Origin of the sequence: Pragia fontium (assembly GCF_900638655.1) — a bacterium.
GTDB classification, from domain to species: Bacteria; Pseudomonadota; Gammaproteobacteria; order Enterobacterales; family Enterobacteriaceae; genus Pragia; species Pragia fontium.
This window is the reverse complement of record NZ_LR134531.1, coordinates 3,533,674-3,555,557: the sequence shown is the minus strand read 5'-3', so window position 1 is coordinate 3,555,557 and position 21,884 is coordinate 3,533,674. Positions and strand designations below refer to the sequence as shown.

The window sequence follows — 21,884 nt, the reverse complement described above, 5'->3', positions numbered from 1 at the left end:
ATGGTTAAGGTTTGTTATTATTGTATGGTTAATACGATGATTAACCGCATCGGGTTATTATAGATGAGCTGGAGGGAGGAATATGGCATTTACATCACTGTTTTCACTTTTCTTCATTCGTTAAGCTTTGTACGCGTACCGGAGACAACGGTATTCTTGGCGGCGGAGTTTGCCAGCCAAGCAGGTGATAGGCTGCGGTAGCGCATATTTTTCCCTGACAGGCACCCATGCCGCAGCGGCTATTTAATTTTGCCTGCCGCCAGTTGGTATGTGGTTCCAGCATCGAAAATGGCACATCTTCACAGCGACAAATCAGGGTATCTGGTCGTGCGAGTGTTTTTAATTCATCCCTTAACGGAAATGTTTGGATGATTTTATTAGCAAAGTGCTGCCATTTTTGTCGTTGTTTAATCAGTTCCTCTGCGCGTTGGTATTGCTGTGTTGCGCTATAGCCTGCAATAGCGCCTTCCACTAATGACAGCTTACCACCGCCAATGCCTGAGCATTCCCCGGCAGCGTAAATGTTTTCTACTGAACTTTGTTGCCGTTCATCTACCGCGAAGGCACGACTCTCTAATCGACAACCTAATAATTGTCCCAAATCCGTATTGGGTTCTAAGCCAAATCCACAGGCAAGCCTGTCGCAGGGGATGATTTTTTCCGTTGTTCCTTGCTGTATCCGTACTGCTTCAATTTGCTTGTCTCCCAGCGCTTCTAAAACATAGCTATTCGCGCGATAAGCAGAATTGAATGAGGTAAGAGCCTGATAGAATTTTGTCGGCCAATGCCAAAGAGTGAAAGCAAAAGAGAACAGAGCTCGCCATGATGTCTGTTCAAACAGGCCGGCTATGTTGCCGCCAGCTTGATTGACGCTGGTCGCTACCGCCAACAGCAACGGGCCGCTGCCAGCAATAACAATGCGCTGATTCTGTAGCTGAAGCCCTCCTTTAATCATGGCTTGCAGGCCTCCGGCTCCGATTACGCCAGGCAGCGTCCAACCGGGGAAGGGCAAGAGTATTTCACGCGCTCCGCTGCAAATAATCAGGCTCTGGTAATAAATTTCACCACAGCCGGACATATTTTCATAAATCACGCTCTGTGAACCGCCTGGGGCAATAATTTTGCTGCCGCTTAAGATCTCAACGTTTGATAATGCCGCTAAATGTTGGCGATATTTCACCGCCAGCGGCGGTAAAGTGACATTGGCGCCATCACGCCATATTTGTCCGCCGGGTACAGGATTATCATCAATCATTATCACCTTCTGTCCGCTTTCCGCCGCCGCTTTTGCCGCCGACATACCGGCAGGCCCAGCCCCGACGATTAAAATCTGACAACGTTTTTTGCTAACGCTGGAAAATAAGGTCTGATTCATGATGAGGTTCTCTCTATGTTCATTCCTTCGCTGCAAAGGGTTTGGCAGGCGGGACGGCGTTGTCCGTTAACTGTTACTCGACACTCCTGACAAATTCCCATTCCGCAAAAAGGGAGGCGGTTTTGATGGGTTACTGATTGCCGACACTGGGGATGTCCGGTTAAATCCAATGCAACAGCGACCGTTATGCCCTGAGGAACGGAAAAAGAGTCGCCATCAATCGTTATCATCACTCTATTTTGTTGTTGATGCATAGTTTAAACCCCATCGATTGCGGTGGGAGAAGAAAGCGGATTAGGTTCAGAATCAAGGAACCTGCTGGCCAGATAAGGCGTTGCATCAATGGGCGATGCATGTCCCTGCAGTAATGCCGCTAATATATCTGCGCTGCCAGAAGCCGTTGTTACTCCTAGCCCTTCGTGACCCACGGCTAACCATAATCCGCGATAGCGTGGATGTTGCCCCAATAAGGGCAATCCGTCCGGCGATGCGGCACGAAATCCTGTCCAACAGCGGATAATGTTCATTGTGGCTAAATCGGGTAAATAGCTTTGTGCACGTTGCAGCATGCTGCGTAATATCGGCAGCTCAACATTGCTATCTAAGGTATCAAATTGACGTGATGAGCCGATAAGCAATTGTCCGGTAGGGCGAGGTTGAACATTAAAGGCGACGGAGGTACCGCTGCTGGCATGGGCGCTTGCGGCGTAACCCAGTTCGACTAATTGATGTGTTGTACGAGTGGGATAACGATCGGTGATTGCTAAATGACCTTTTTTGGCAACAAGAGGTAATTCCGGTAATAGATCAATCGCCCGTAGACCGTTAGCCAATATAATTGCCGGGGCTGTTATCCTGCGCCCATCAGACAGGATCACGTTTTGTTCTTCCAGACCAACGACGTTAGCCTGTTGCAGCGTTACCCGATGACTGGCCGCATTGATTAACCATTTAGCCACATTCGGCGCATATAAAATACTGTCGCTAGGGACAACTAAACCACCGGCAAGCCCGCTGCGTAGCATCGGTTCCGCCAGAGCAACTTGCGATGGATTCAGCAGTTGGCTCTCTATTTGCCATTCGGATAAACGCTGTTTTTTTTGTCGCGCTATTTCCATTTCATCTGCATTATTGGCCAGCCATAATGTCCCGCAGTCACTCCAGGCACAGCTCTCCGGCATCTGGTTGGCTAACTGACGCCACAGTGAAATTGAGTAATGGCTTAAAGCCAGTTCTGCCGGATTATCATCTAAACAAACCAGATGGCCCATACCTGCGGCGGTTGCCGCGGCTGTGCCATTATCCAAAATTAAAACGCGGTAGCCATCCTGCGCCAAACGGTAGGCGCAGGCAGCACCGATGATGCCTGCACCTATAATGACAATATCCGCATTAGCCTGAGAAGCCCGCTTTTGATTCATTCTTGAATACCCCAGGCAAACGGATCTTTACTGTCAATCAACAGCTGACTGTCAGCACAGATATAAGCATGTCCTCTAATAGAGGGGATGATTTTTCCATTTTCAATTTCATAGGATGCCTGAAATTCACTGCCAATAACGCTCGCCTGCCGCCAAATTTCCCCAGGGTGAAGCAAACCGTCCGCCGCCAGACAGGCCAGTTTGGCACTGGTGCCGGTGCCACAAGGGGAACGGTCGTAAGCTTTACCGGGGCACAAAACAAAGTTGCGGCTATCGGCTTTATTATCCGGGCTGAAAAGTTCAATATGATCGATGAGACCACCGTCATCACCACAAATATTTGCTTTTTCAAGAGCCTGGCGGACTGCCCAGCTAAAATGTGTTAAGGCTTCGACGTTTTGCAGGTCAATCGTGAGGTGGTGCTCACCGATAAGGAAGAACCAGTTTCCTCCCCAGGCAATATCCCCGCAAACTGTACCGTATTCAGGGACATCAACCATAACCCGCTGGCGATAACGGTAAGCGGGTACATTGCGGACGGTGACGCTGCCATCTTGGTGCAACTGGGCTTCAACAGTACCAACGGGCGTATCAATTCGATGAATACCCACACCGATTCGGCCTAAATAAGCCAAAGAGGCAACCACGCCGATAGTGCCATGACCGCACATGCCTAAATACCCTGCGTTATTAAAGAAAATAACGCCGGCGCAGGAGTCTGGAGAAGTGGGGGGGCAAAGTAGAGCACCCACTAAAACATCATTTCCTCTCGGTTCCAGAATGGTTGCACAGCGCCAGTGGTCAAATTCTGCTTCAAAACGGGCGCGTTGTTCGGCAATACCGTTATGGCCGAGAGAAGGAAAGCCATCAATGACTAATCGTGTAGGTTCTCCTGCTGTATGAGAATCAATAACGCGGATTGCCGTAAATGAAGAAGATGTCATTATCGCGCCCTATATTAAGTTAATTAAATGTTATGGCATTGATAAAAGAGTGACGTATTCTCAGTCTCGGCGCTTGATACATTTCAATTCTTAGAATGTAGAAATCAGCATAGTTGAGCGTTTTTCGGTAACGGAATGAAAAATAAAATCATGTAAAATTATTCATAGTGTTAATAGGTTAATGTATTGGTTTCTTAATTCGTTATATCTCTTGCTGAATGTTCAAAATGGCAAATAGTCTAAAGATCTACGGTTGTTGGCATAAAACTTGGGCTGGTTAGCAGAATTAACAAATGATATTGAATAACGCTTGACGATTATTAATAAAGTTAATATTAAACCTAGTAAATAAATTGATGTTCTTTGTTTTTTAATCGAAAGCATATGTCAGTCATTGATGCGATCTTCAATTTAACGCTGTGGCTAAATAGTCAGGTGATGCGATGAGAATAGTAAAAAATAAGGATGTTAACTTTGATGAACCTTTTCCATTGTCTGCACAGTCTGATTCAGTTTTACCATTATCGATAGAACAGCTCGCAACCCTATGCGAAGGGTTTGTTATTCAGCGTCCACAAAATATTCATGGCATTCTTAATTCAATAGCGCTGATTTTGCCGTTGCTTAACGCTATTTCTAATGTGGTTTTTTTTATTAAAGATCGTGAGGCGCGTTATTTGATTGCCAACCTGACGTTGGCGAAACGCTGTGGTTTTAAAACGATTAATCCTTTATTGGGTAAGACATCTGAAGCGATTTTCCCGTCTAAGTTAGGTTCTGGATATACTCAACAGGATAGATTAGTCCTGCAACAAGGGATTAAGATTCAAGATCAGCTTGAAATGCACCTTTATAACGGGCGTGAAACGGGCTGGTGCTTAACCCAAAAACTGCCTTTATATGATATTAATGGCACAATTATCGGTATGGCAGGCATTTCATATGATTTGCAGGAAGCCAAAGCAAATCACCCTGCTTACCGACAGCTTGTTGCCGTTGACAGCTATATTCGTGAACACTACAGCCGTACCATTAGCCTGAATGAACTAACGAGCTTAACCGGGTTTTCCGTTGCTCAGCTTGAACGCTATTGCAAGCGCATATTTCGTCTGACCCCACGGCAAATGATCCATAAAGTTCGTTTAGAAAATGCCACTAAACTTTTAGCAACCACTATGCCAATTACCGATATTGCCCTTCACTGTGGCTATACCGATCATAGCGCATTTAGCCGTCAGTTTAAGGCATTGACCGGCTCAACACCCCGCCATTTCCGAGCAACTCTCAATGTTGAGTGCTAAAGCTATCATTCCTTCTTGATTCTTCTGTTTCTGATAAAAGTATGCTGATTTCGTCATTGCTTAGGGGGAAAAACCTCAAGCCTCACAGACTATTAATCGTCACTATGTCATTAACTTTTCACCGTTGGTTTACTTTTTATTAACATTTCACTTAAAGCAACTATGTTGACGTGGCTAAGGCCAACTTCAGCACCGTTAATAACTAATGAATAGGACTGATAATATGAGTTATAAGGCGATTAACTGGAGCGGTGTTTTTCCAGCAGTGAGTACCCAGATTAAAAAGGATTTCTCTGTTGATCTTGAAGCCACCCATAAGGTGATGGAAAACTTGATTAATGATGGTGTCTCTGGACTAGTTGTTAACGGCACCGTAGGGGAAAATACCTCTTTAACATTGGAAGAGAGAAAGTCGATAGTTGAAGTCGCGGTTGATGCCGCGAAAGGTAAAGTGCCTGTATTATCAGGCGTTGCAGAGCTGACGACGGCAAAAGCAAAAGAGATGACACATGCTGCCCGTCAGGCAGGCGCTGATGGCGTCATGATTATGCCTCCTTTAGTCTATTCACCAACTATTCGGGAAACGGTGGCTTACTTCCGCGATATCGCGGCCTCAACCGACCTTCCTATCATGTTGTATAACAACCCGCTTGTTTATAAGAATGATGTTACGCCGGAAGTTCTGACCACTATGGCGGATTGTGAAAATATCGTTGCCTTTAAAGATTCATCGGGTAATACGCGTCCGTTTATCGATATTCCAAATGAGGTCGGCGATCGTTTTATTTTGTTTGCCGGATTGGACGATGTGGTTGTGGAGTGCGTTGCGGTAGGAGCGGCGGGTTGGATTTCAGGTATGTCCAATGCCTTCCCGCGCGAAGGGGAAACGCTGTTTCGTCTTGCCAAGCAGGGGCGATTTGCAGAAGCAATGGAGCTTTATCATTGGTTTATGCCGTTGCTTCATCTGGATTTCCGTCCTGATCTGGTGCAATGCATTAAGTTATGTGAAGAGATGGTTGGCAGAGGAAGCTCAATTACCCGCCCACCGCGTTTACCATTAGAAGGCAAAGTATTGGCTGAAGTTAAAGCGGTCGTTGAAAAAGCGCTGGCTAACCGTCCTCAACTGCCGGATGTCGGTCTCTGATTGCTTAATTTTCCTGTGCTCGGCATCTTTGCCGAGCACATTGATGGAATCAATGGCGATTGAGTTGCTTACTCTATGAAATCCCTCGATTAAATAATGGAAAGACATCATGGCCTATCAATCAGAAATCACTCACAGCGGAAAACAATTTATTGGTGGGGAAAGGGTCGCGGAAGGTGAGCGCACCTTAGTCAGCCTTCGTGCAGTTGACGGACAACCTACGGGATATCGTTTTTATCAGGCAACAATTAATGATGCTGAACTGGCGGTAAAGGCAGCGGAAGCCGCTCATCTGGCCTATAGCCAAATAAGCAGTGATGAAAGAGCCGCTTTCTTAGAGCAAATTGCTACTGAAATTGATGCGCTCGGAGATGAGTTTATTCACTTGGTTATGGAAGAAACGGCACTACCTGAAGCGAGAGTGTTAGGGGAACGCGCTCGCACCAGCGGACAAATGCGTTTATTTGCTCAGTTATTACGCCGGGGCGATTATCATGCAGCACGCATCGATACCGCTCTTCCCGACAGGAAGCCCCTTCCTCGTCCCGATTTGCGCCAATGTAAAATTGCCGTCGGTCCGGTAGCGGTTTTTGGCGCGAGTAACTTTCCGCTGGCTTTTTCCACTGCCGGGGGAGATACGGCCTCAGCGTTAGCGGCGGGTTGTCCGGTGGTCGTTAAAGCTCATGGTAGCCATATGGGCACTGCGGAATTTATTGCTCAGGCGATAGAGAAGGCGGCAAAAAAACAACATATGCCAGTCGGCGTTTTTAATATGATCTATGGTAGCAAGATCGGCGCCGATCTTGTTCAACATCCCGCTATTCAGGCGGTCGGATTTACCGGTTCACTCCAGGGTGGACGAGCACTGTTTGATTTAGCAACGCGTCGCCCTCAACCTATTCCTGTTTTTGCAGAAATGTCGAGTATCAATCCGGTGATAGTTATGCCGCAGGCACTTGTGGTACGCGGTGACAAAATAGCTCAGGAATTAGTCAGTTCATTTACATCAAGCGTTGGTCAATTATGTACTAAACCTGGGGTGATTATTGGTATTCGCTCTACCGCTTTTTCACAGTTCATTGCTCAATTAGTGCATCATGTTGAGCAGTGCTCAGCTCAGACTATGCTGAATTATGGCACGCTGAAAAGTTATCAAGAGGGTATTACAGCGTTAGAAAGTCACCCTGAAATTAAGCGTATTGGCGGACAGATGAAGAGTCAGACGCAGGCCGATGCCCAACTTTTTCAGGCAGATATTTCCCTATTGATTAATCAGGATCCGTTATTTCAGGAAGAAGTGTTTGGCCCGGTATCTCTGGTTGTTGAAGCCAGAGATGAAAGTGAGCTATATCGCGCATTACAAGGCTTACAGGGACAGCTTACGGTAACGTTAATCGGCGAGAAAACGGAAATTGCTCAAGCAGATGCCTTAAGCCAATTGGTCATGAGTAAGGCCGGTCGTTTGTTAATTAATGGCTATCCTACCGGTGTAGAAGTATGTGATTCCATGGTTCACGGCGGTCCTTATCCGGCTACGACTGATGCCAGAGGTACCTCGGTTGGAACGCTGGCGATAGAACGTTTTTTAAGACCGGTTTGTTTACAGAATTATCCCCAAGAACTATTACCTGAAACACTAAAAGACAGTAACCCAATGAAATTAATGCGTTTAGTTAATGGCGTTTATACCCGCGATCCTTTATAAACAATCCCCTCGCCTGGTTAGTTGTTGAGCGATAACTGTTCAACAACTAACAAGCCAAATAGGCATCAATGATTTCGGTTTATTGGCGTAAGCCCTATCCGAAATCGTCAATATTCTTAGCGCAGCAGTTGGTCGCTTGTGCTTTCAGTATCTATCGTTTTTCCCTTCTGTCTGCCTGAAGACGATTTAAGAGGAATAACCCATTAATCATATATATCTATATGAGTGATATGAGTAAAAGGAGAAAAAAGTGGAAGAGAAATTGCATTTAACTATTGATGAAGTTCATCAATTAGCCAAAGAAGCGCTGCTAGCGAATGGTTTTAGTGAGCAACATGCCCAAGCTATCGCAGAAAATGTGACGTCGGGTGAACGAGACGGTTGCGCATCTCACGGTCTCTATCGCGTACTGGTCTGCGTAAACTCGCTAAGGTCGGGTAAAGTGTCAGCGGATGCTTTACCGATTATTACGACCCCAGCACCAGCGATTGTTAAAGCCGATGCGCAAGGCGGGTATTCACTGCTAGCTCATCGTCTGGCATTGCCTGTATTGATTGAACAGACACGTAAAACAGGGATAGGGGCGCTGGCTATTAATCATTGCCTCCATTTTTCAGCGCTATGGATGGATATTGAGCCATTAACTGAAGCGGGAATGGTCGCGTTTGCTTTTACGCCGAGTCACGCCTGGGTGGCACCTGCGGGAGGAAATCGTCCGGTGTTCGGGACGAATCCTATTGCTTTTGGCTGGCCAAGAAAGGATCGCTCACCTTTTATTTTTGACCTGGCGACCAGTATGGTTGCCAGAGGTGAAATTGAGTTATATCGCCGGGCGGGTAAACCTATTCCTGAAGGCTGGGGGATTGACGCCGAAGGAAAATCAACAACGGATGCTCAAGCGGTGTTGGATGGTGCGATGTTAACTTTTGGTGGTCATAAAGGATCGGCACTATCAGCGATGGTTGAGCTTATTGCGGGGCCGCTTATCGGTGATATGACCAGTGCTGACTCTATTGAGTTTGATAAAGGAACCGGTTCATCTCCACGTGGTGGGGAGCTGATTATCGCCATTGATCCGGATCGTTTTTTGGGGGATGACAGAGAGCAACATTTTTCTCGTGCAGAGAAGATGTTTACCGCGATTGAAAGTCAGGGAGCTAGACTGCCTTCACAGCGTCGCTATCAGGCTCGGATGAGGGCTTTGGAAGAAGGATTAGACATTTCCAAGAAACTTTATGATGAAATTAAATCTCTGAGTTATTCCGCATAGTCATGTTAGTCACTTGGCATGGCACATATAGGATAAGGTTTTATAAATAAAAACAAGGTAGGAAGTCCTACCTTGTTTTTGTTTTATTATTCGTTAATGAAATCATAAAACGTGATGCTGTTTTAGATTCCCTGTTTTTCCTCAATAAACTGTTGTTTTTGAAAGGTCGGTATTTTCTTTTTAGATATCAGCGGCAGTAATAATAGCGCTGACAGGACTGTGGTTATGGATAAGACGGTAAAGAAACCATTCCAATGCCAAATTTCTAATACTTTTGCCAGCGGCCATCCGGACAGACCTGCACCCAGATAACCAAAAATGCCGACAAAACCGGTTGCTGCTCCGGCTGAGTCTTTGTGGGCTGACTCGGCCGCGGCCATACCGATTAACATTTGCGGGCCAAAAATAAAGAATCCGATGGCAAAGAAGCAGGCAGCATTAAGAAAATAGCTGTCAATGCGCAATAACCACAAGAATAGAACGCTAAAGAAGATACCTGCCATAAATATGATATTCATCGGTACCCGGTTACCGGAGAATAGCTTATCCGACCCCCAGCCAGCGACGATTGTTCCTATAAAACCACCAATTTCTAACATGGTTAAGGCGGAATTCGCTTTGACTAAAGAGTAATTATGGTTTTTGACTAAATAGAGATTTCCCCAATCGTTAATCCCGATCCGCACGATATAGACAAATACGTAGGAGATAGCCAATAACCAAATATATTTATTAGTAAAAATATAACGCTTTAGAATTTCCATTATGGGCAGTTTTGCACTTTTTTGTTCTTGTTCTATTTCTAATTGGTCGTCACGCCAGTATCCGACGGTCGGTAATCCCATACTTACCGGCCGGTCTCGCAGACGAAAACAGAGAAAGCATCCAACGACGATAGCAATGATTCCCGGGACTATCATGCCGTAACGCCAACCGTATTGAACCGCCAGATACCCGGCTAGCAATGGGATAATGGCTCCCCCTACATTATGTGAGGTATTACACACCGCCCACCAAAACCCTCTTTCATTCCGTGAATACCAGGACGTTAAGAGTTTGGAACAGGGAGCCCAGCCCCAACCCTGAAAAAAGGCATTACAGATCCAAAAGACCATAAGTACCCATAACGAGGAGCTTAAACCAAAGAGAATATTAATGATGCCGGTTAAAATTAAGCCTATGCCCATAAAGTAACGGGGGTTTGCTGCATCGCTTAAAATGCCGGAAATAAAACGTGAAGCGCCATACATAAAGTAGAACAGCGTGCCCATTAATCCAACATCAGCGACAGTGATATTCAGATTGACTAACATCTCTGGCATCACATAGTTAAAGCTTTTACGGGTAAAATAATAGACAGCATAGCCAGCATACATGCCAAGCATAATGTGGATCCGCCAATAGCGATAGGTATGGTTAATGTGTTCTTTATCATCCTTAACAGGCTTTTCCAGCGCTGATTTCATCCATTTAAGCATAGTGACCACCTTATTAATTAATCTGTTGTAGTAATTAGTGTTTTTTCAGTGTCTCTATAACTAAAGCGTGTAAATGAGGATCGCCGGCAGCAACGACCGTTGACTTGGAATACATCGTCAGTGGTTCACCGTCCCAGTCGCTTATTTTTCCTCCGGCACCTTCAATAATTGGCACCATTGCGCAGTAATCCACTTCACGCATGCCGCCGCTATCAATGCTGAGATCGATACGTCCAGATGCTAAGCAGCCGTAGGCATAGCAGGCAGCCCCGTATATTCGCCACTTGCTTGCGCCAATCAGATAATTGAAACCGGCACGATGTTCGGGCAGGACAAACTCGGTGTTGCTGGTGGACATGAGGGCATCAGGGAGGTTTTGGCAGGAACGGGTTTGAATCGGATGACCGTTTAGCGTAGTGGGTAAGTTTTGTGCACCGACCCAACGTTCATCAAGAGAAGGAATATCGATAATTCCGAGGATCGGTTTACCGTTCTGGCATAGTGAAATCAGCGTGCCATATACCGGTACGCCCGCGATAAATTGTTTGGTACCGTCGATAGGATCAATAACCCAAACAAACTCTTCTGATTGAGCCTGGGCTCCAAACTCTTCTCCTAAAATTCCGTGATCGGGAAAAGCATCAGTAATACGTTCTCTTATCAGTTTCTCTACTTGTTGGTCGATTTCTGTCACTGGACTTTGGTCGTCTTTAGTCACAAAGTTTCGCCCTGAATAGAGATAGCGTTGTCGTTCTTGTTTTAACAGTTGGCGAGTCTGGTCGGCGATGCTCTCTGCGATTGCTAAGAAATGTTTTAATTTATTGTTATCCATGCATTTTACTCCCAATGGGTAAGCCGCGATGTGCGATAGTGTGATAGCTATCCGTCACCAAACCGGTGTTGTATCGTCTCTGTACGCAGCGGTTTACATAGGTTTGTGATGTTTCTTGTGTTGTTTGTGTTTATTATTTGTTTAATATTTGTTAATCGAGAGTGGCAGGATGGTCTGAAATGGAAGGATATTCTTGAGGGATTTTGCTAGCTATTATGATGAAATCGGCATAGTTCAAATAAAAAATTAGGGGCTATGTGTGTCTGCGGCGTGGTTTTGCGTATGAAAGTGGCGAGAAACTGAGCTTGAACCGTCAATATTTGGTCGCCAGCCTCAATGTTATTTTCAGCATTTATTATTCAAGAAATGTGACTGATTACTCAAAATAGTACGAGGTAGTCGTTACCGGTATGGATTTAATCGCTTCGGTGGTAAAGATGGCCCAACGAGATTGTCGGGCCATGGCGATGATGATTAACTCATTCGCTCAATAATCATTGCTGTACCCTGACCACCGCCAATACACAACGTTGCCAGACCTAGCGTTTTATCTCTGGCTTGCAGGGCGTGTAATAACGTGACCAGAATGCGTGCACCGCTGGCTCCGATTGGGTGACCGAGAGCAATGGCACCTCCGTTGACGTTGACTTTTGCCGGATCGAATCCTAACGTTTTGCCAACGGCAAGGAACTGAGCCGCAAAGGCTTCGTTGGCTTCAATCAGATCGATATCGGACAGTGCTAAGCCAGTTTTCTTCAGGGCATTCAGGGTTGCCGGAACCGGACCCATTCCCATAATCGAAGGATTAACACCGCCATTAGCATAGCCACGGATACGCGCCAGTGGCTGTAACCCTAATGCTTTAGCGCGGCTTTCGGACATCACGACCAGCGCTGCGGCACCGTCGTTAATACCAGAAGCGTTACCGGCAGTCACCGTACCTTCTTTCGTGAACGCCGGGCGCAGTTTAGCTAAGCCTTCTGCGGTGGTGTCAGCTTTCGGGAATTCATCGGTATCAACAATGATTTCGCCTTTTCTGCTTTTTACTGTGACCGGTACAATTTCTTTGGCAAATGTACCGCTGTTAATGGCGGCCACCGCTTTTTGTTGTGATGCCAGTGCCAGAGCGTCTTGTGCTTCGCGGCTAATATCATACTCTTTAGCGACGTTTTCAGCGGTAATACCCATATGGTAATGATTAGTCGCGCACATTAAGCCGTCTTGTAGAATCACGTCCATCAGCTTACCGTCACCCAGACGGTAGCCCCAGCGTGCTTTGCTATCCAGCAGATAAGGCGCCTGACTCATATTCTCCATACCGCCAGCTACGATAGCTTGAGCATCGCCAGCCAGAATAGCCTGAGCGGCCAGAGCGACACTTTTCAAACCGGAGCCGCACACTTTGTTCACGGTATAAGCGCAAACGCTATCAGGAATACCGCTGTTCAGCAGCGCCTGACGAGCCGGGTTTTGGCCGAGACCGGCCTGAAGTACGTTACCAAAGATCACTTCGTCTACGGCATCTCCGTTGATGCCGGCACGTGCCATGGCTTCACGAATAACGGTGGCACCTAAATCTACGGCAGAAACAGAGGCCAGAGCGCCGTTAAAGCTACCAATGGCGGTGCGGGCTGCGCTGACAATAACAATATTGCTCATAACTCAATTCCTTATTCCAAATTAGCGTCAAAATACCGTGAGGCCGATAACAAATATCAGACCGGAGAACAGCAGGGCGGTTACGCAGTAACCCATAATGTCCCGAACACCCAGTCCGGCAATCGCCAGTGCAGGCAGCGCCCAGAATGGCTGTGCCATATTCATCCACTGTTCACCATAGGCAATGGCCATGGCTGATTTACCTAAGTCAGCGCCCAGCGCTTGTGCAGCAGGCATAACGAATGGACCTTGAATAACCCAGTGACCACCGCCTGATGGCACGGCAAAGTTAATCAATGCGGAGCTAAAGAAGGTCATAATGGGGAAGGTGTCTTTATTGGCAACGCTGATAAACCATTCGGTAATTAATCCACCCAGACCGGAGTGTTCCATCATCAGTTGGATACCGGCATAGAACGGAAACTGAACCAAAATACCGGCGGTGCTCCGAGTTGCGGCGGAGATCGCACGCATATAAGCCATCGGTGTTTTATGCAGCAGCAGGCCGGCAATCATAAACATCATGTTGACGGTGTTAATGGTGATATTGAAGCCTTTTTCCCAGAAGTACATACCCAGATAGGCAATACCTAATGCCCCGATAATAAAGGCAATAATCCGGCTTTCTTCCATTTTCTCTGCAACAGGTGCATCAGCAGGTAATTTTTTCTGGAAGTCAGCTTCTTCCTGCAATAGCGCAGGATCGATGGTGATGATATCACCCGGTTTTGGCATCATCATGCGGGTAACAAATGGCATCACGATAATCAGCGTTAAGGTGATAAAGATGTTGTAACCGGTGAAGATAGTTTGGGAAACAGGAATCAGACCGGCGATATGCTCAACCGGATTGCCCGGGGTTGCTGCCAGTAACGGCATAGAGCCGGAGAGACCACCACCCCAGGTTAGAAAGCCGATGTAAGCACAGGCAATCAACAGCGGGTAGTCAGAGCCCTTGACCCGACGTGCCACTTCACGGGCGAACATGGCGCCAACGACCAGACCAAATCCCCAGTTAATAACGCAGGCCACCGAACCAAAGAAGGTAACCAGCATAACGCCCTGAGCCGGCGTTTTGGCGGCAGAAGCGGTTAACTTAAGGATTTTCTTCACCGGCGCAGAGCTGGCTAGCGCATGTCCGGTGACGATAATTAATGCCATTTGCATACCGAAACCAAGCAGGTTCCAGAAGCCGTTACCCCACATTTGAACCATATCAATAGGGGTATGTGGGGTCAGAGCCAGGGCGATCACAAATGTGAACATGGTCAACAACATGGCGAAAATGAGTGGATCGGGCAGGTAACGGCTGACAAATCCGGTTAAAAACTTCGATATGCGGCCGATCATGCGACACCTTCCTCAACCACGATAGGCATTGGTTTGAAATCTGGCGCCACAATAAAGTCGGCCTCAGTTTTCTCACGGATGGTTTCCAGCGTTACGCCCGGTGCATGTTCTTTTAACACCAGAGAGCCATTTTCAAAGTTGAAAACGCCCAGTTCAGTGACAATCATGCTGACTTTGTTTTTGGCGGTTAATGGCAGGGTGCACTGCTTGAGAATTTTGGAGGAACCGTCTTTAGCGCAGTGTTCCATCGCGATAATCACTCGACGAGCGCCGGTGACCAGATCCATCGCACCTCCCATACCCGGTACCATTTTTCCCGGTACCATCCAGTTAGCCAGATTGGCACCCTGATCGACCTGTAAGCCGCCGAGGACGCTGGCATCAACGTGACCACCGCGAATCAAAGCAAATGAGAAAGCGCTGTCAAACATGGCTGCACCCGGCAACATGCCACAAGGTTGACCACCGGCGTTAACCAGATTCGGATGGGCTTCGGTTACTGGACCGAGACCCAGAAAGCCGTTCTCAGACTGTAGGGTAATGTGGATATCGGTTGGTAAGTAGTTAACCACTTGAGTGGGTAGGCCAATGCCCAGATTGACGATATCTCCGTCGTGTAGTTCAAGGGCAACGCGGCGTGCGATAAGTTCTTTAGCATTCATGATTAGCACTCCTTCGGGCAAACAATGTGATCGATCAGGGCACCGGGGGTCATCACCTGATCCGGAGAGATATCACCAACGGCAACCAGACTGTCCGGTTCCGCAATAACCACATCAGCAGCCAGCGCGATTAACGGGTTGAAGTTACGGGCGGTCATTTGATAAACCAGATTGCCTTGATGGTCGGCAATATGTGCCTGAATCAGCGCCAAATCGGCGCGCAGAGGGAGTTCCAGCAGGTATTCGGTATCCGCAATGGTGATTTTTTGTTTACCTTCTTCAACCACGGTACCGACGCCGGTGGGGGTTAAGAAGCCACCTAAACCAGCACCGCCGCAGCGAATTTGTTCAATCAGCGTGCCTTGAGGAACCAGTTCGACTTCCATTTCACCAGCGATCATGCGACGACCGGTTTCCGGGTTAGTACCAATGTGTGAAGCGATGACTTTCTTCACCCGACCGTTGACCACTAACGGACCAATACCGGTATCAACAAAAGCGGTATCGTTAGCAATGATGGTTAAATCTTTAACACCTGAATTGAGTAGTGCCTCCACCAGACGTGGCGGTGTGCCCACACCCATAAAACCGCCAACCATGATGGTCATGCCATCACGAAAATATTCAGCAGCTTGCTGTATATCAATATGTTTATTTTTCATCGTTATTCCTTATGTTTTGATATCCGAATTCGGACTCAATTAAGGAATTGCAATGGTTGTGCCAGTTATGTTTTTTATGGTTTTTTTTCGATGTTATTCTATTAATTTATTGATAAGTAAAAGATTAAATGAATGGTTTTAATGAATTGAAACGATCAAGCAAGCATAATAGGCTGGAACAAGAGTGCAAATTTTTGCACAGGTGTGCATATTTTGTCTGATCGCTAAATAATGCAAAGACCCCTGATAAATCAGGGGCATGAGATATTGTTATGGAGTGAGCGGTAGCGGTAAGGCTATCGAATGGTTATTCGATATGATATTCCTGTAGTTTATACATCAGCGCCCGACGGCTGATACCCAGTACTCGTGCGGTTTGCACGCGGTTTCCCTGATTGTTGCCCAGTGCTGTGCAAATTAATTCACGTTCGTAAGCTTTTAAATTCTCTTTCAGCGTATGTCCGGTTAGCGTATTGGTTGATTCACTGAGATGGGGAACGTTTAACTGTTGTTGTAGGTGCTCTGGCAGTTCATCCGGGAAGATAATAAATCCGGTGCTCATGATGACCGCTCGCTCAATAGCATTAGACAATTCCCTGACGTTGCCCGGCCATGGATAGGCTTCCAAAATAGTCAGCGTACTGGGATCGAGCTCGACAATTTCTTTGCCATTTTCTGCACTGAATTTTTGGACAAAGTGCTGAGCCAAGAGTGAGATATCTTCCGGGCGTTCACGAAGTGGAATAGGGGAAAGATGCATGACGTTTAGGCGATAAAACAGATCTCGACGGAATTCCCCTTGTTCTACCATGGCTGACAGATTACGGTTAGTTGCCGCAATCAGGCGGATATCAGTTTTAATGGTTTGGCTGCCGCCCAAGCGTTCAAACTCTCTCTCTTGTAGTACCCGCAGGAGTTTAACCTGTAGGTTATGGGGCATTTCCCCAACTTCATCTAACAGCAAGGTTCCCTGATTAGCCCGTTCAAATAGTCCCTGACGCTGAGTTTGTGCTCCGGTAAAGGCACCTTTCTCATGACCAAACAGCTCGCTTTCTAGTAAGGATTCCGGTAGTGCGCCACAGTTAATTTTTATAAATGGGCCTTTGGCTCGTGGACTATTGTAGTGAATTGCTTTGGCGATTAGTTCCTTGCCGGTACCGCTTTCGCCGGTAATCAAGACGCTGGCGTTACTCTGGGCGATTTTGGCGGTATCTCGGCACAGCTCCATCATTTTTGGACTGTTGGTTAAAATCCGATCCCACTGATAGCTATCGGATAGGGCGCGATGAAGCAGGTTGATCTCCTGTTTCATTTCCCGTAGCTGCATAGCCCGTCCGATCATGATTTTTAGCTCATCCAGATCGAAGGGTTTGATAACGTAATCGAACGCCCCTAGTCGAAGTGCCTCAACGGCGGTTTCCACCGCGGCGTAGGCAGTCATTAAAATAATCGGCGTATCTTGATTGAGCTGACGCATCACTTGCAGGGCTTCCATGCCGTTGAGCTTAGGCATGCGAATATCCATTAACACGACGTCGGGCGTTTGCTGTTGAAATAATTCTAACGCCTGCTGCCCATCTTCAGCACAGATAACCTGATGGTTATCGTGAGTAAAAACGGTGGCTAACATACGGCGAACGTTTTCTTCATCGTCCACGATCAGAATACGATAAGATTTTTTCATAACGGATTTCCTTCGCCATGTTTAACCGGTAGAACAAGAGTAAATGTGGTTCCCTGATTTAGTTGACTGTTCAGGGTAATATCGCCGTCGTGAGCGGTAATAATTCGGTGGCTGATGGATAACCCCAGCCCGGTACCGGACGGTTTGGTGGTATAGAATGGATCAAAAATTTTGGATTTGATGTCATCGCCAATGCCGCAACCAGTATCTTGAATGGTTATTTCTTGCCAATACTGGTCTCGAGAGCGGGTGGTAATCATTATCTTACCTCTGGTAGCGATAGACTGTACGGCGTTAATCAATAGGTTAAGCAGTACCTGTTTTAACAGCTCGCCATCGGCTTCAATATCCGGCAGATGTTGTTCCAGCTCCAGAATAAAATCGATGCGTACCTCAATACCTTTAGTTTTCACCAGAATTAACGTTTGGTTAATCAATTGATTTAAATTTACTTGCTGGTAAAGGCTTGGGCGTGGCCGGGCAAAGTCCAGCAGTTGCTGAATAACCCGATTAATGGAATTAACCTCTTTAAGAATAATCTGGGTATATTCTCGACGTTGTGGGTCTTGCTCGCTATCCCTGAGTATTTGCACGAACCCGCTGATTGCGGTGAGTGGATTTCTGACTTCATGGGCTACTCCAGCCATTAATTCACCTAGCGTGGCTAATCTTTCCGCCTGTTCAATGCGGCGTTGAACCTCTTTTTTGGCCGTTAAATCGGTGAAAATAACCAGTGCGCCAATCGTTTCTCCCTGCGCATTGTGTAATTGGCTGGTGCTAACGCTAATCTGAATTTTGCGATCTTTAGCCGGGTATTCCACCTCGAGTGCGACATGATCGATACCATGAATTAAGGTATCTAAAACCGGACTATGGAAGTCGGTCTTGTCAAATATCTCGGCGTAAGGTCTACCGATAAGCGCTTTTTTACGGTAGCCGGTAATGCCTTCTGCCGCCGGATTAATCATGGTGACGCAGCCGTGAATATCCACGGAAATGACGCCGTCGGCGGCGCTTTCTATCACTAATTCATTGAGGGTTTTGGCTTCACGTAAGGCCCTGGACAAGGCGTTAACGCTGTCGGATATCTCCCCCATTTCTCCCTTCATGGGGGGAATGGTCGCTTTCAGATCCAATGAGAGCTCGGTTAGTCCAGTTTTAATGGTATCAATGTCGGTAGTAAAGCGGCGGGAGAAGACGGCGATCATCCAGATACTCAACAGCAGGCCAATAACGAGGACGAACATAATTTTGATATCCATGGCCAGCGCCTGACGATCGATATCGTTAGAGAGTTCGTTGGCCCAGATATAACCGATAACCTGATTATCCCGTTTAATCGGGATCATGGAGTTCATGATATTGCCACGTACCTGAGAACCCCATTTAACCAGCGGTTCACCGCTGGCCATCACTTCACGTCCCGGATGATCGGCTTTAATGGTTACGCCGACGGCATTACCATGCAGAGCCTGTGGGCCATAGGTTATGATGGCATCCAGTTCCTTGCTGTAATAGCCAGCACCTACGCCGGAAAAAGCGCCTGTTATCTTATCGGTTTCCGGTGCCAATTTTTGATTCAGGGCTTTTATTCTCTGTTCCCGAGGAAGGTCGGCGTAGAGGCTGAATGAATCTGCCAGTGATTGGTCTAGTAATTTTGTGACGGCGGAGAGTTTGATTCTTTTTTCTTGTAATAGGGCATCTCGCCCTTCGGTTTCAACCAGATAGCCAATGATTAGCGTTGGCAAAGACACCATCAGAATAGCCAGTACCATCATTTTTCCACGCAGGGTATGCGGTCGGCATGTCTGAATAGATCGTTTAAAGGCGGAGTAAAGAGAAGACATTGCAACCAAATCCCTGGTGATAATAATAGGGTGCCAAGCGTTTGAGTGTAGCCATAGCGTTGTTTGAACTATAGAGCGTTAGAGGCCAGGCACAAGAGGCACAGTACTGAAATGTGAAGCGCATCGAAAGCACGGAATAATAATCGACGATAGTTTAAGTTTGATCAGCGCTGGTTTTCATCGTTTGCGGTAATGCTGTTCAATAGCATAATAAAAATATTAATCGCTTCCTATACAAATCAGGTGTCAGGCTGCACCTAACTCTGGCTGATAACGTTCATAACATGTCATTAAAGCGTCAGACTTTGGTTGATTTTGATTATCAGGTTAAAAAAGGAGCACTTTGATATCGTTCGGGTTCTTGGAATAAGAAGGAAATGTGCTCTAAAAATTAGGGTGATTAAAAGTCAGCAAAAAAAGTGTTTAAATTTTCTTCACTGTGGTGATGACGATTGGCTATAATCTATACTTTACGGGTAAAAAAAAGGCTCGTTTGATTAAAAAGTGAGCGATAGCGCATTAAAGTGAAATTTTTTGTTGCATCGTTCGTAATGTCTCCCTAGAATGCGCAGCACTTGATGCCGGCTTAGCTCAGTAGGTAGAGCAACTGACTTGTAATCAGTAGGTCGCCAGTTCGATTCCGGCAGCCGGCACCAATCAAGAATTCTGGGTGGGGTTCCCGAGCGGCCAAAGGGAGCAGACTGTAAATCTGCCGTGACTCACTTCGAAGGTTCGAATCCTTCTCCCACCACCATTATTTGATTGTGTTGACGCGATGTGGCATCAATACAGTGTCTGAAAAGACACCTGAAAGGGGATGAGTTAAGAGCTTCACTTTGGAGTTCAGCACTCAGCAAAGCACGATAAGCTACTAAGGTTTATCACTGCTTCTGAAGTCATTCCTCCCCCACCACCGAGTTTAGAGTGTTGAAGCACCAGGTCACTGAGTTCGGAACTGCGGGCATCGTATAATGGCTATTACCTCAGCCTTCCAAGCTGATGATGTGGGTTCGATTCCCACTGCCCGCTCCAAGTGCTGATATAGCTCAGTTGGTAGAGCGCACCCTTGGTAAGGGTGAGGTCGGCAGTTCGACTCTGCCTATCAGCACCACTTTCCCTTCTCTGGTTATCCCCCTGATTACTTCCACCTCAACATGCTATTACAAGCTTTTGCTTGGTTAATGTGGTTTAACCACGATCTATCTATCGTGATTTAGAGGGACTATCGATGTCTAAAGAAAAATTTGAACGTACAAAACCGCACGTAAACGTCGGTACTATCGGCCACGTTGACCACGGTAAAACAACTCTGACAGCAGCTATCACCAACGTATTGGCAAAAACCTACGGTGGTAACGCGCGTGCATTCGATCAAATCGATAACGCACCAGAAGAAAAAGCGCGTGGTATTACCATTAATACATCTCACGTAGAATACGACACGCCTACGCGTCACTATGCACACGTTGACTGCCCAGGACACGCCGACTACGTTAAAAACATGATCACTGGTGCTGCTCAGATGGATGGCGCTATTCTGGTTGTTGCTGCAACTGATGGTCCTATGCCTCAGACTCGTGAGCACATCCTGTTAGGCCGCCAGGTTGGCGTACCATACATCATTGTGTTCCTGAACAAGTGTGACATGGTTGACGATGAAGAGCTGTTAGAACTGGTTGAAATGGAAGTTCGTGAGCTTCTGTCTCAGTACGATTTCCCAGGTGATGATACCCCAGTAATTCGTGGTTCTGCGCTGAAAGCGTTGGAAGGCGAAGCTGAGTGGGAAGCTAAAATCATCGAATTGGCTGAAGCACTGGATAGCTACATTCCACAGCCAGAGCGTGCAATTGATAAGCCGTTCCTGCTGCCAATCGAAGACGTTTTCTCAATCTCTGGCCGTGGTACAGTAGTAACCGGTCGTGTAGAGCGCGGTATCGTTAAAGTTGGTGAAGAAGTTGAAATCGTTGGTATCAAAGATACTGTGAAAACAACTTGTACCGGCGTTGAAATGTTCCGTAAATTACTGGACGAAGGCCGTGCGGGTGAGAACGTTGGTGTTCTGCTGCGTGGTACTAAGCGTGATGAAATCGAACGTGGTCAAGTATTAGCAAAACCAGGTTCAATCAACCCGCATACTAACTTCGTATCAGAAGTTTATATCCTGAGCAAAGATGAAGGTGGTCGTCATACTCCATTCTTCAAAGGCTACCGTCCACAGTTTTACTTCCGTACAACTGACGTGACCGGTACCATCGAACTGCCAGAAGGCGTAGAGATGGTAATGCCAGGTGATAACATTCAGATGACTGTAACTCTGATTGCCCCAATCGCGATGGACGAAGGTTTACGCTTCGCTATCCGTGAAGGTGGCCGTACCGTTGGTGCGGGTGTTGTTGCTAAGATCATCAAATAAGATTGACTCGGCAGGCTTTAAAAGGGCATCATTTGATGCCCTTTTTCAACGTTGTGAATAAAAAGAACCTATCTCATCAAGTTTTTCTGTCTTGTTTTCTGGTATAAGTCAGTGAGAGCTAGGGTGAGATAGGCTCA

Annotated in this window: 17 protein-coding genes and 4 tRNA genes; 9 read left to right on the top strand and 12 right to left on the bottom strand. The window is 46.7% G+C overall.

Features of this window, described 5'->3' with window-relative positions; all coding sequences use genetic code 11:
* Positions 1–103 precede the first annotated feature (103 nt).
* From EL341_RS15390 to EL341_RS15375, 4 genes are read right to left on the bottom strand one after another with little or no spacing between them, the layout of a single operon-like run.
* Positions 104–1,375 carry an NAD(P)/FAD-dependent oxidoreductase gene (locus tag EL341_RS15390; protein ID WP_126468132.1) on the bottom strand — a complete coding sequence of 424 codons (1,272 nt, stop codon included), beginning with the start codon at positions 1,373–1,375 and terminating at the stop codon, positions 104–106.
* The gene (locus tag EL341_RS15385) at positions 1,372–1,629 is read right to left on the bottom strand and encodes a (2Fe-2S)-binding protein (protein WP_071845518.1); all 258 of its coding nucleotides are present in this window, start codon (positions 1,627–1,629) and stop codon (positions 1,372–1,374) included. The genes EL341_RS15390 and EL341_RS15385 overlap by 4 nt, the downstream gene beginning before the upstream one ends.
* Positions 1,630–1,632: 3 nt before the next feature.
* Positions 1,633–2,796, bottom strand: a complete 1,164-nt coding sequence (locus EL341_RS15380) for an NAD(P)/FAD-dependent oxidoreductase (RefSeq protein WP_126468131.1) — start codon at positions 2,794–2,796, stop codon at positions 1,633–1,635.
* Positions 2,793–3,740 carry a 4-hydroxyproline epimerase gene (locus tag EL341_RS15375; RefSeq protein WP_181811617.1) on the bottom strand — a complete coding sequence of 316 codons (948 nt, stop codon included), beginning with the start codon at positions 3,738–3,740 and terminating at the stop codon, positions 2,793–2,795. The genes EL341_RS15380 and EL341_RS15375 overlap by 4 nt, the downstream gene beginning before the upstream one ends.
* A gap of 443 nt (positions 3,741–4,183) precedes the next feature.
* Here EL341_RS15375 and EL341_RS15370 point away from each other — a divergent pair, with 443 nt between their 5' ends.
* From EL341_RS15370 to EL341_RS15355, 4 genes are all read left to right on the top strand, one after another.
* Positions 4,184–5,041, top strand: coding sequence for an AraC family transcriptional regulator (locus EL341_RS15370; RefSeq protein WP_082118997.1), 858 nt, complete (start codon positions 4,184–4,186; stop codon positions 5,039–5,041).
* 223 nt (positions 5,042–5,264) lie between these two features.
* Positions 5,265–6,185, top strand: coding sequence for a dihydrodipicolinate synthase family protein (locus EL341_RS15365; protein ID WP_126468130.1), 921 nt, complete (start codon positions 5,265–5,267; stop codon positions 6,183–6,185).
* A gap of 109 nt (positions 6,186–6,294) precedes the next feature.
* Entirely contained in the window at positions 6,295–7,890 is a 1,596-nt protein-coding gene (locus tag EL341_RS15360) for an aldehyde dehydrogenase (NADP(+)) (RefSeq protein ID WP_126468129.1), read from the top strand.
* A 250-nt stretch (positions 7,891–8,140) separates the two neighbouring features.
* Complete coding sequence (locus EL341_RS15355; protein WP_232036570.1) at positions 8,141–9,160, top strand: Ldh family oxidoreductase; 1,020 nt, start codon at positions 8,141–8,143, stop codon at positions 9,158–9,160.
* 122 nt (positions 9,161–9,282) lie between these two features.
* Here EL341_RS15355 and uhpC read toward each other — a convergent pair whose 3' ends face one another.
* The 8 genes from uhpC to atoS form a co-directional block, all read right to left on the bottom strand.
* The gene (gene uhpC, locus EL341_RS15350) at positions 9,283–10,638 is read right to left on the bottom strand and encodes an MFS transporter family glucose-6-phosphate receptor UhpC (protein WP_047782110.1); all 1,356 of its coding nucleotides are present in this window, start codon (positions 10,636–10,638) and stop codon (positions 9,283–9,285) included.
* Positions 10,639–10,672: 34 nt separating this feature from the next.
* On the bottom strand, positions 10,673–11,470 hold the full coding sequence (locus EL341_RS15345; RefSeq protein ID WP_047782109.1) for an inositol monophosphatase family protein: 798 nt from the start codon (positions 11,468–11,470) through the stop codon (positions 10,673–10,675).
* Positions 11,471–11,944: 474 nt separating this feature from the next.
* The gene (locus EL341_RS15340) at positions 11,945–13,129 is read right to left on the bottom strand and encodes an acetyl-CoA C-acetyltransferase (protein ID WP_126468128.1); all 1,185 of its coding nucleotides are present in this window, start codon (positions 13,127–13,129) and stop codon (positions 11,945–11,947) included.
* 27 nt (positions 13,130–13,156) lie between these two features.
* On the bottom strand, positions 13,157–14,479 hold the full coding sequence (locus tag EL341_RS15335) for a TIGR00366 family protein (protein ID WP_047782107.1): 1,323 nt from the start codon (positions 14,477–14,479) through the stop codon (positions 13,157–13,159).
* Positions 14,476–15,141 (bottom strand): CoA transferase subunit B, encoded by a 666-nt coding sequence (locus EL341_RS15330; protein WP_047782106.1) that lies wholly within the window; start codon positions 15,139–15,141, stop codon positions 14,476–14,478. Before EL341_RS15330 ends, EL341_RS15335 begins: the two co-directional genes overlap by 4 nt.
* Before the next feature lie 2 nt (positions 15,142–15,143).
* Entirely contained in the window at positions 15,144–15,803 is a 660-nt protein-coding gene (gene atoD / locus EL341_RS15325; protein WP_074825001.1) for an acetate CoA-transferase subunit alpha, read from the bottom strand.
* A 307-nt stretch (positions 15,804–16,110) separates the two neighbouring features.
* On the bottom strand, positions 16,111–17,487 hold the full coding sequence (atoC, locus tag EL341_RS15320; protein WP_074824999.1) for an acetoacetate metabolism transcriptional regulator AtoC: 1,377 nt from the start codon (positions 17,485–17,487) through the stop codon (positions 16,111–16,113).
* The gene (atoS, locus tag EL341_RS15315; RefSeq protein ID WP_074824996.1) at positions 17,484–19,334 is read right to left on the bottom strand and encodes a two-component system sensor histidine kinase AtoS; all 1,851 of its coding nucleotides are present in this window, start codon (positions 19,332–19,334) and stop codon (positions 17,484–17,486) included. Before atoS ends, atoC begins: the two co-directional genes overlap by 4 nt.
* 580 nt (positions 19,335–19,914) lie before the next feature.
* On the opposite strand from atoS, the gene EL341_RS15310 reads away from it, so the two are divergent.
* From EL341_RS15310 to tuf, 5 genes are all read left to right on the top strand, one after another.
* Positions 19,915–19,990: transfer RNA gene (locus tag EL341_RS15310), tRNA-Thr, on the top strand.
* 13 nt (positions 19,991–20,003) lie between these two features.
* Positions 20,004–20,088: transfer RNA gene (locus tag EL341_RS15305), tRNA-Tyr, on the top strand.
* Between the two features lie 203 nt (positions 20,089–20,291).
* A tRNA-Gly gene (locus EL341_RS15300) sits at positions 20,292–20,366 on the top strand.
* Positions 20,367–20,369: 3 nt separating this feature from the next.
* Positions 20,370–20,445: transfer RNA gene (locus tag EL341_RS15295), tRNA-Thr, on the top strand.
* 117 nt (positions 20,446–20,562) lie between these two features.
* A complete protein-coding gene (gene tuf, locus EL341_RS15290) occupies positions 20,563–21,747 on the top strand; it encodes an elongation factor Tu (RefSeq protein ID WP_047782102.1) in 1,185 nt (394 codons plus the stop codon).
* The last annotated feature ends 137 nt before the right edge of the window (positions 21,748–21,884 follow it).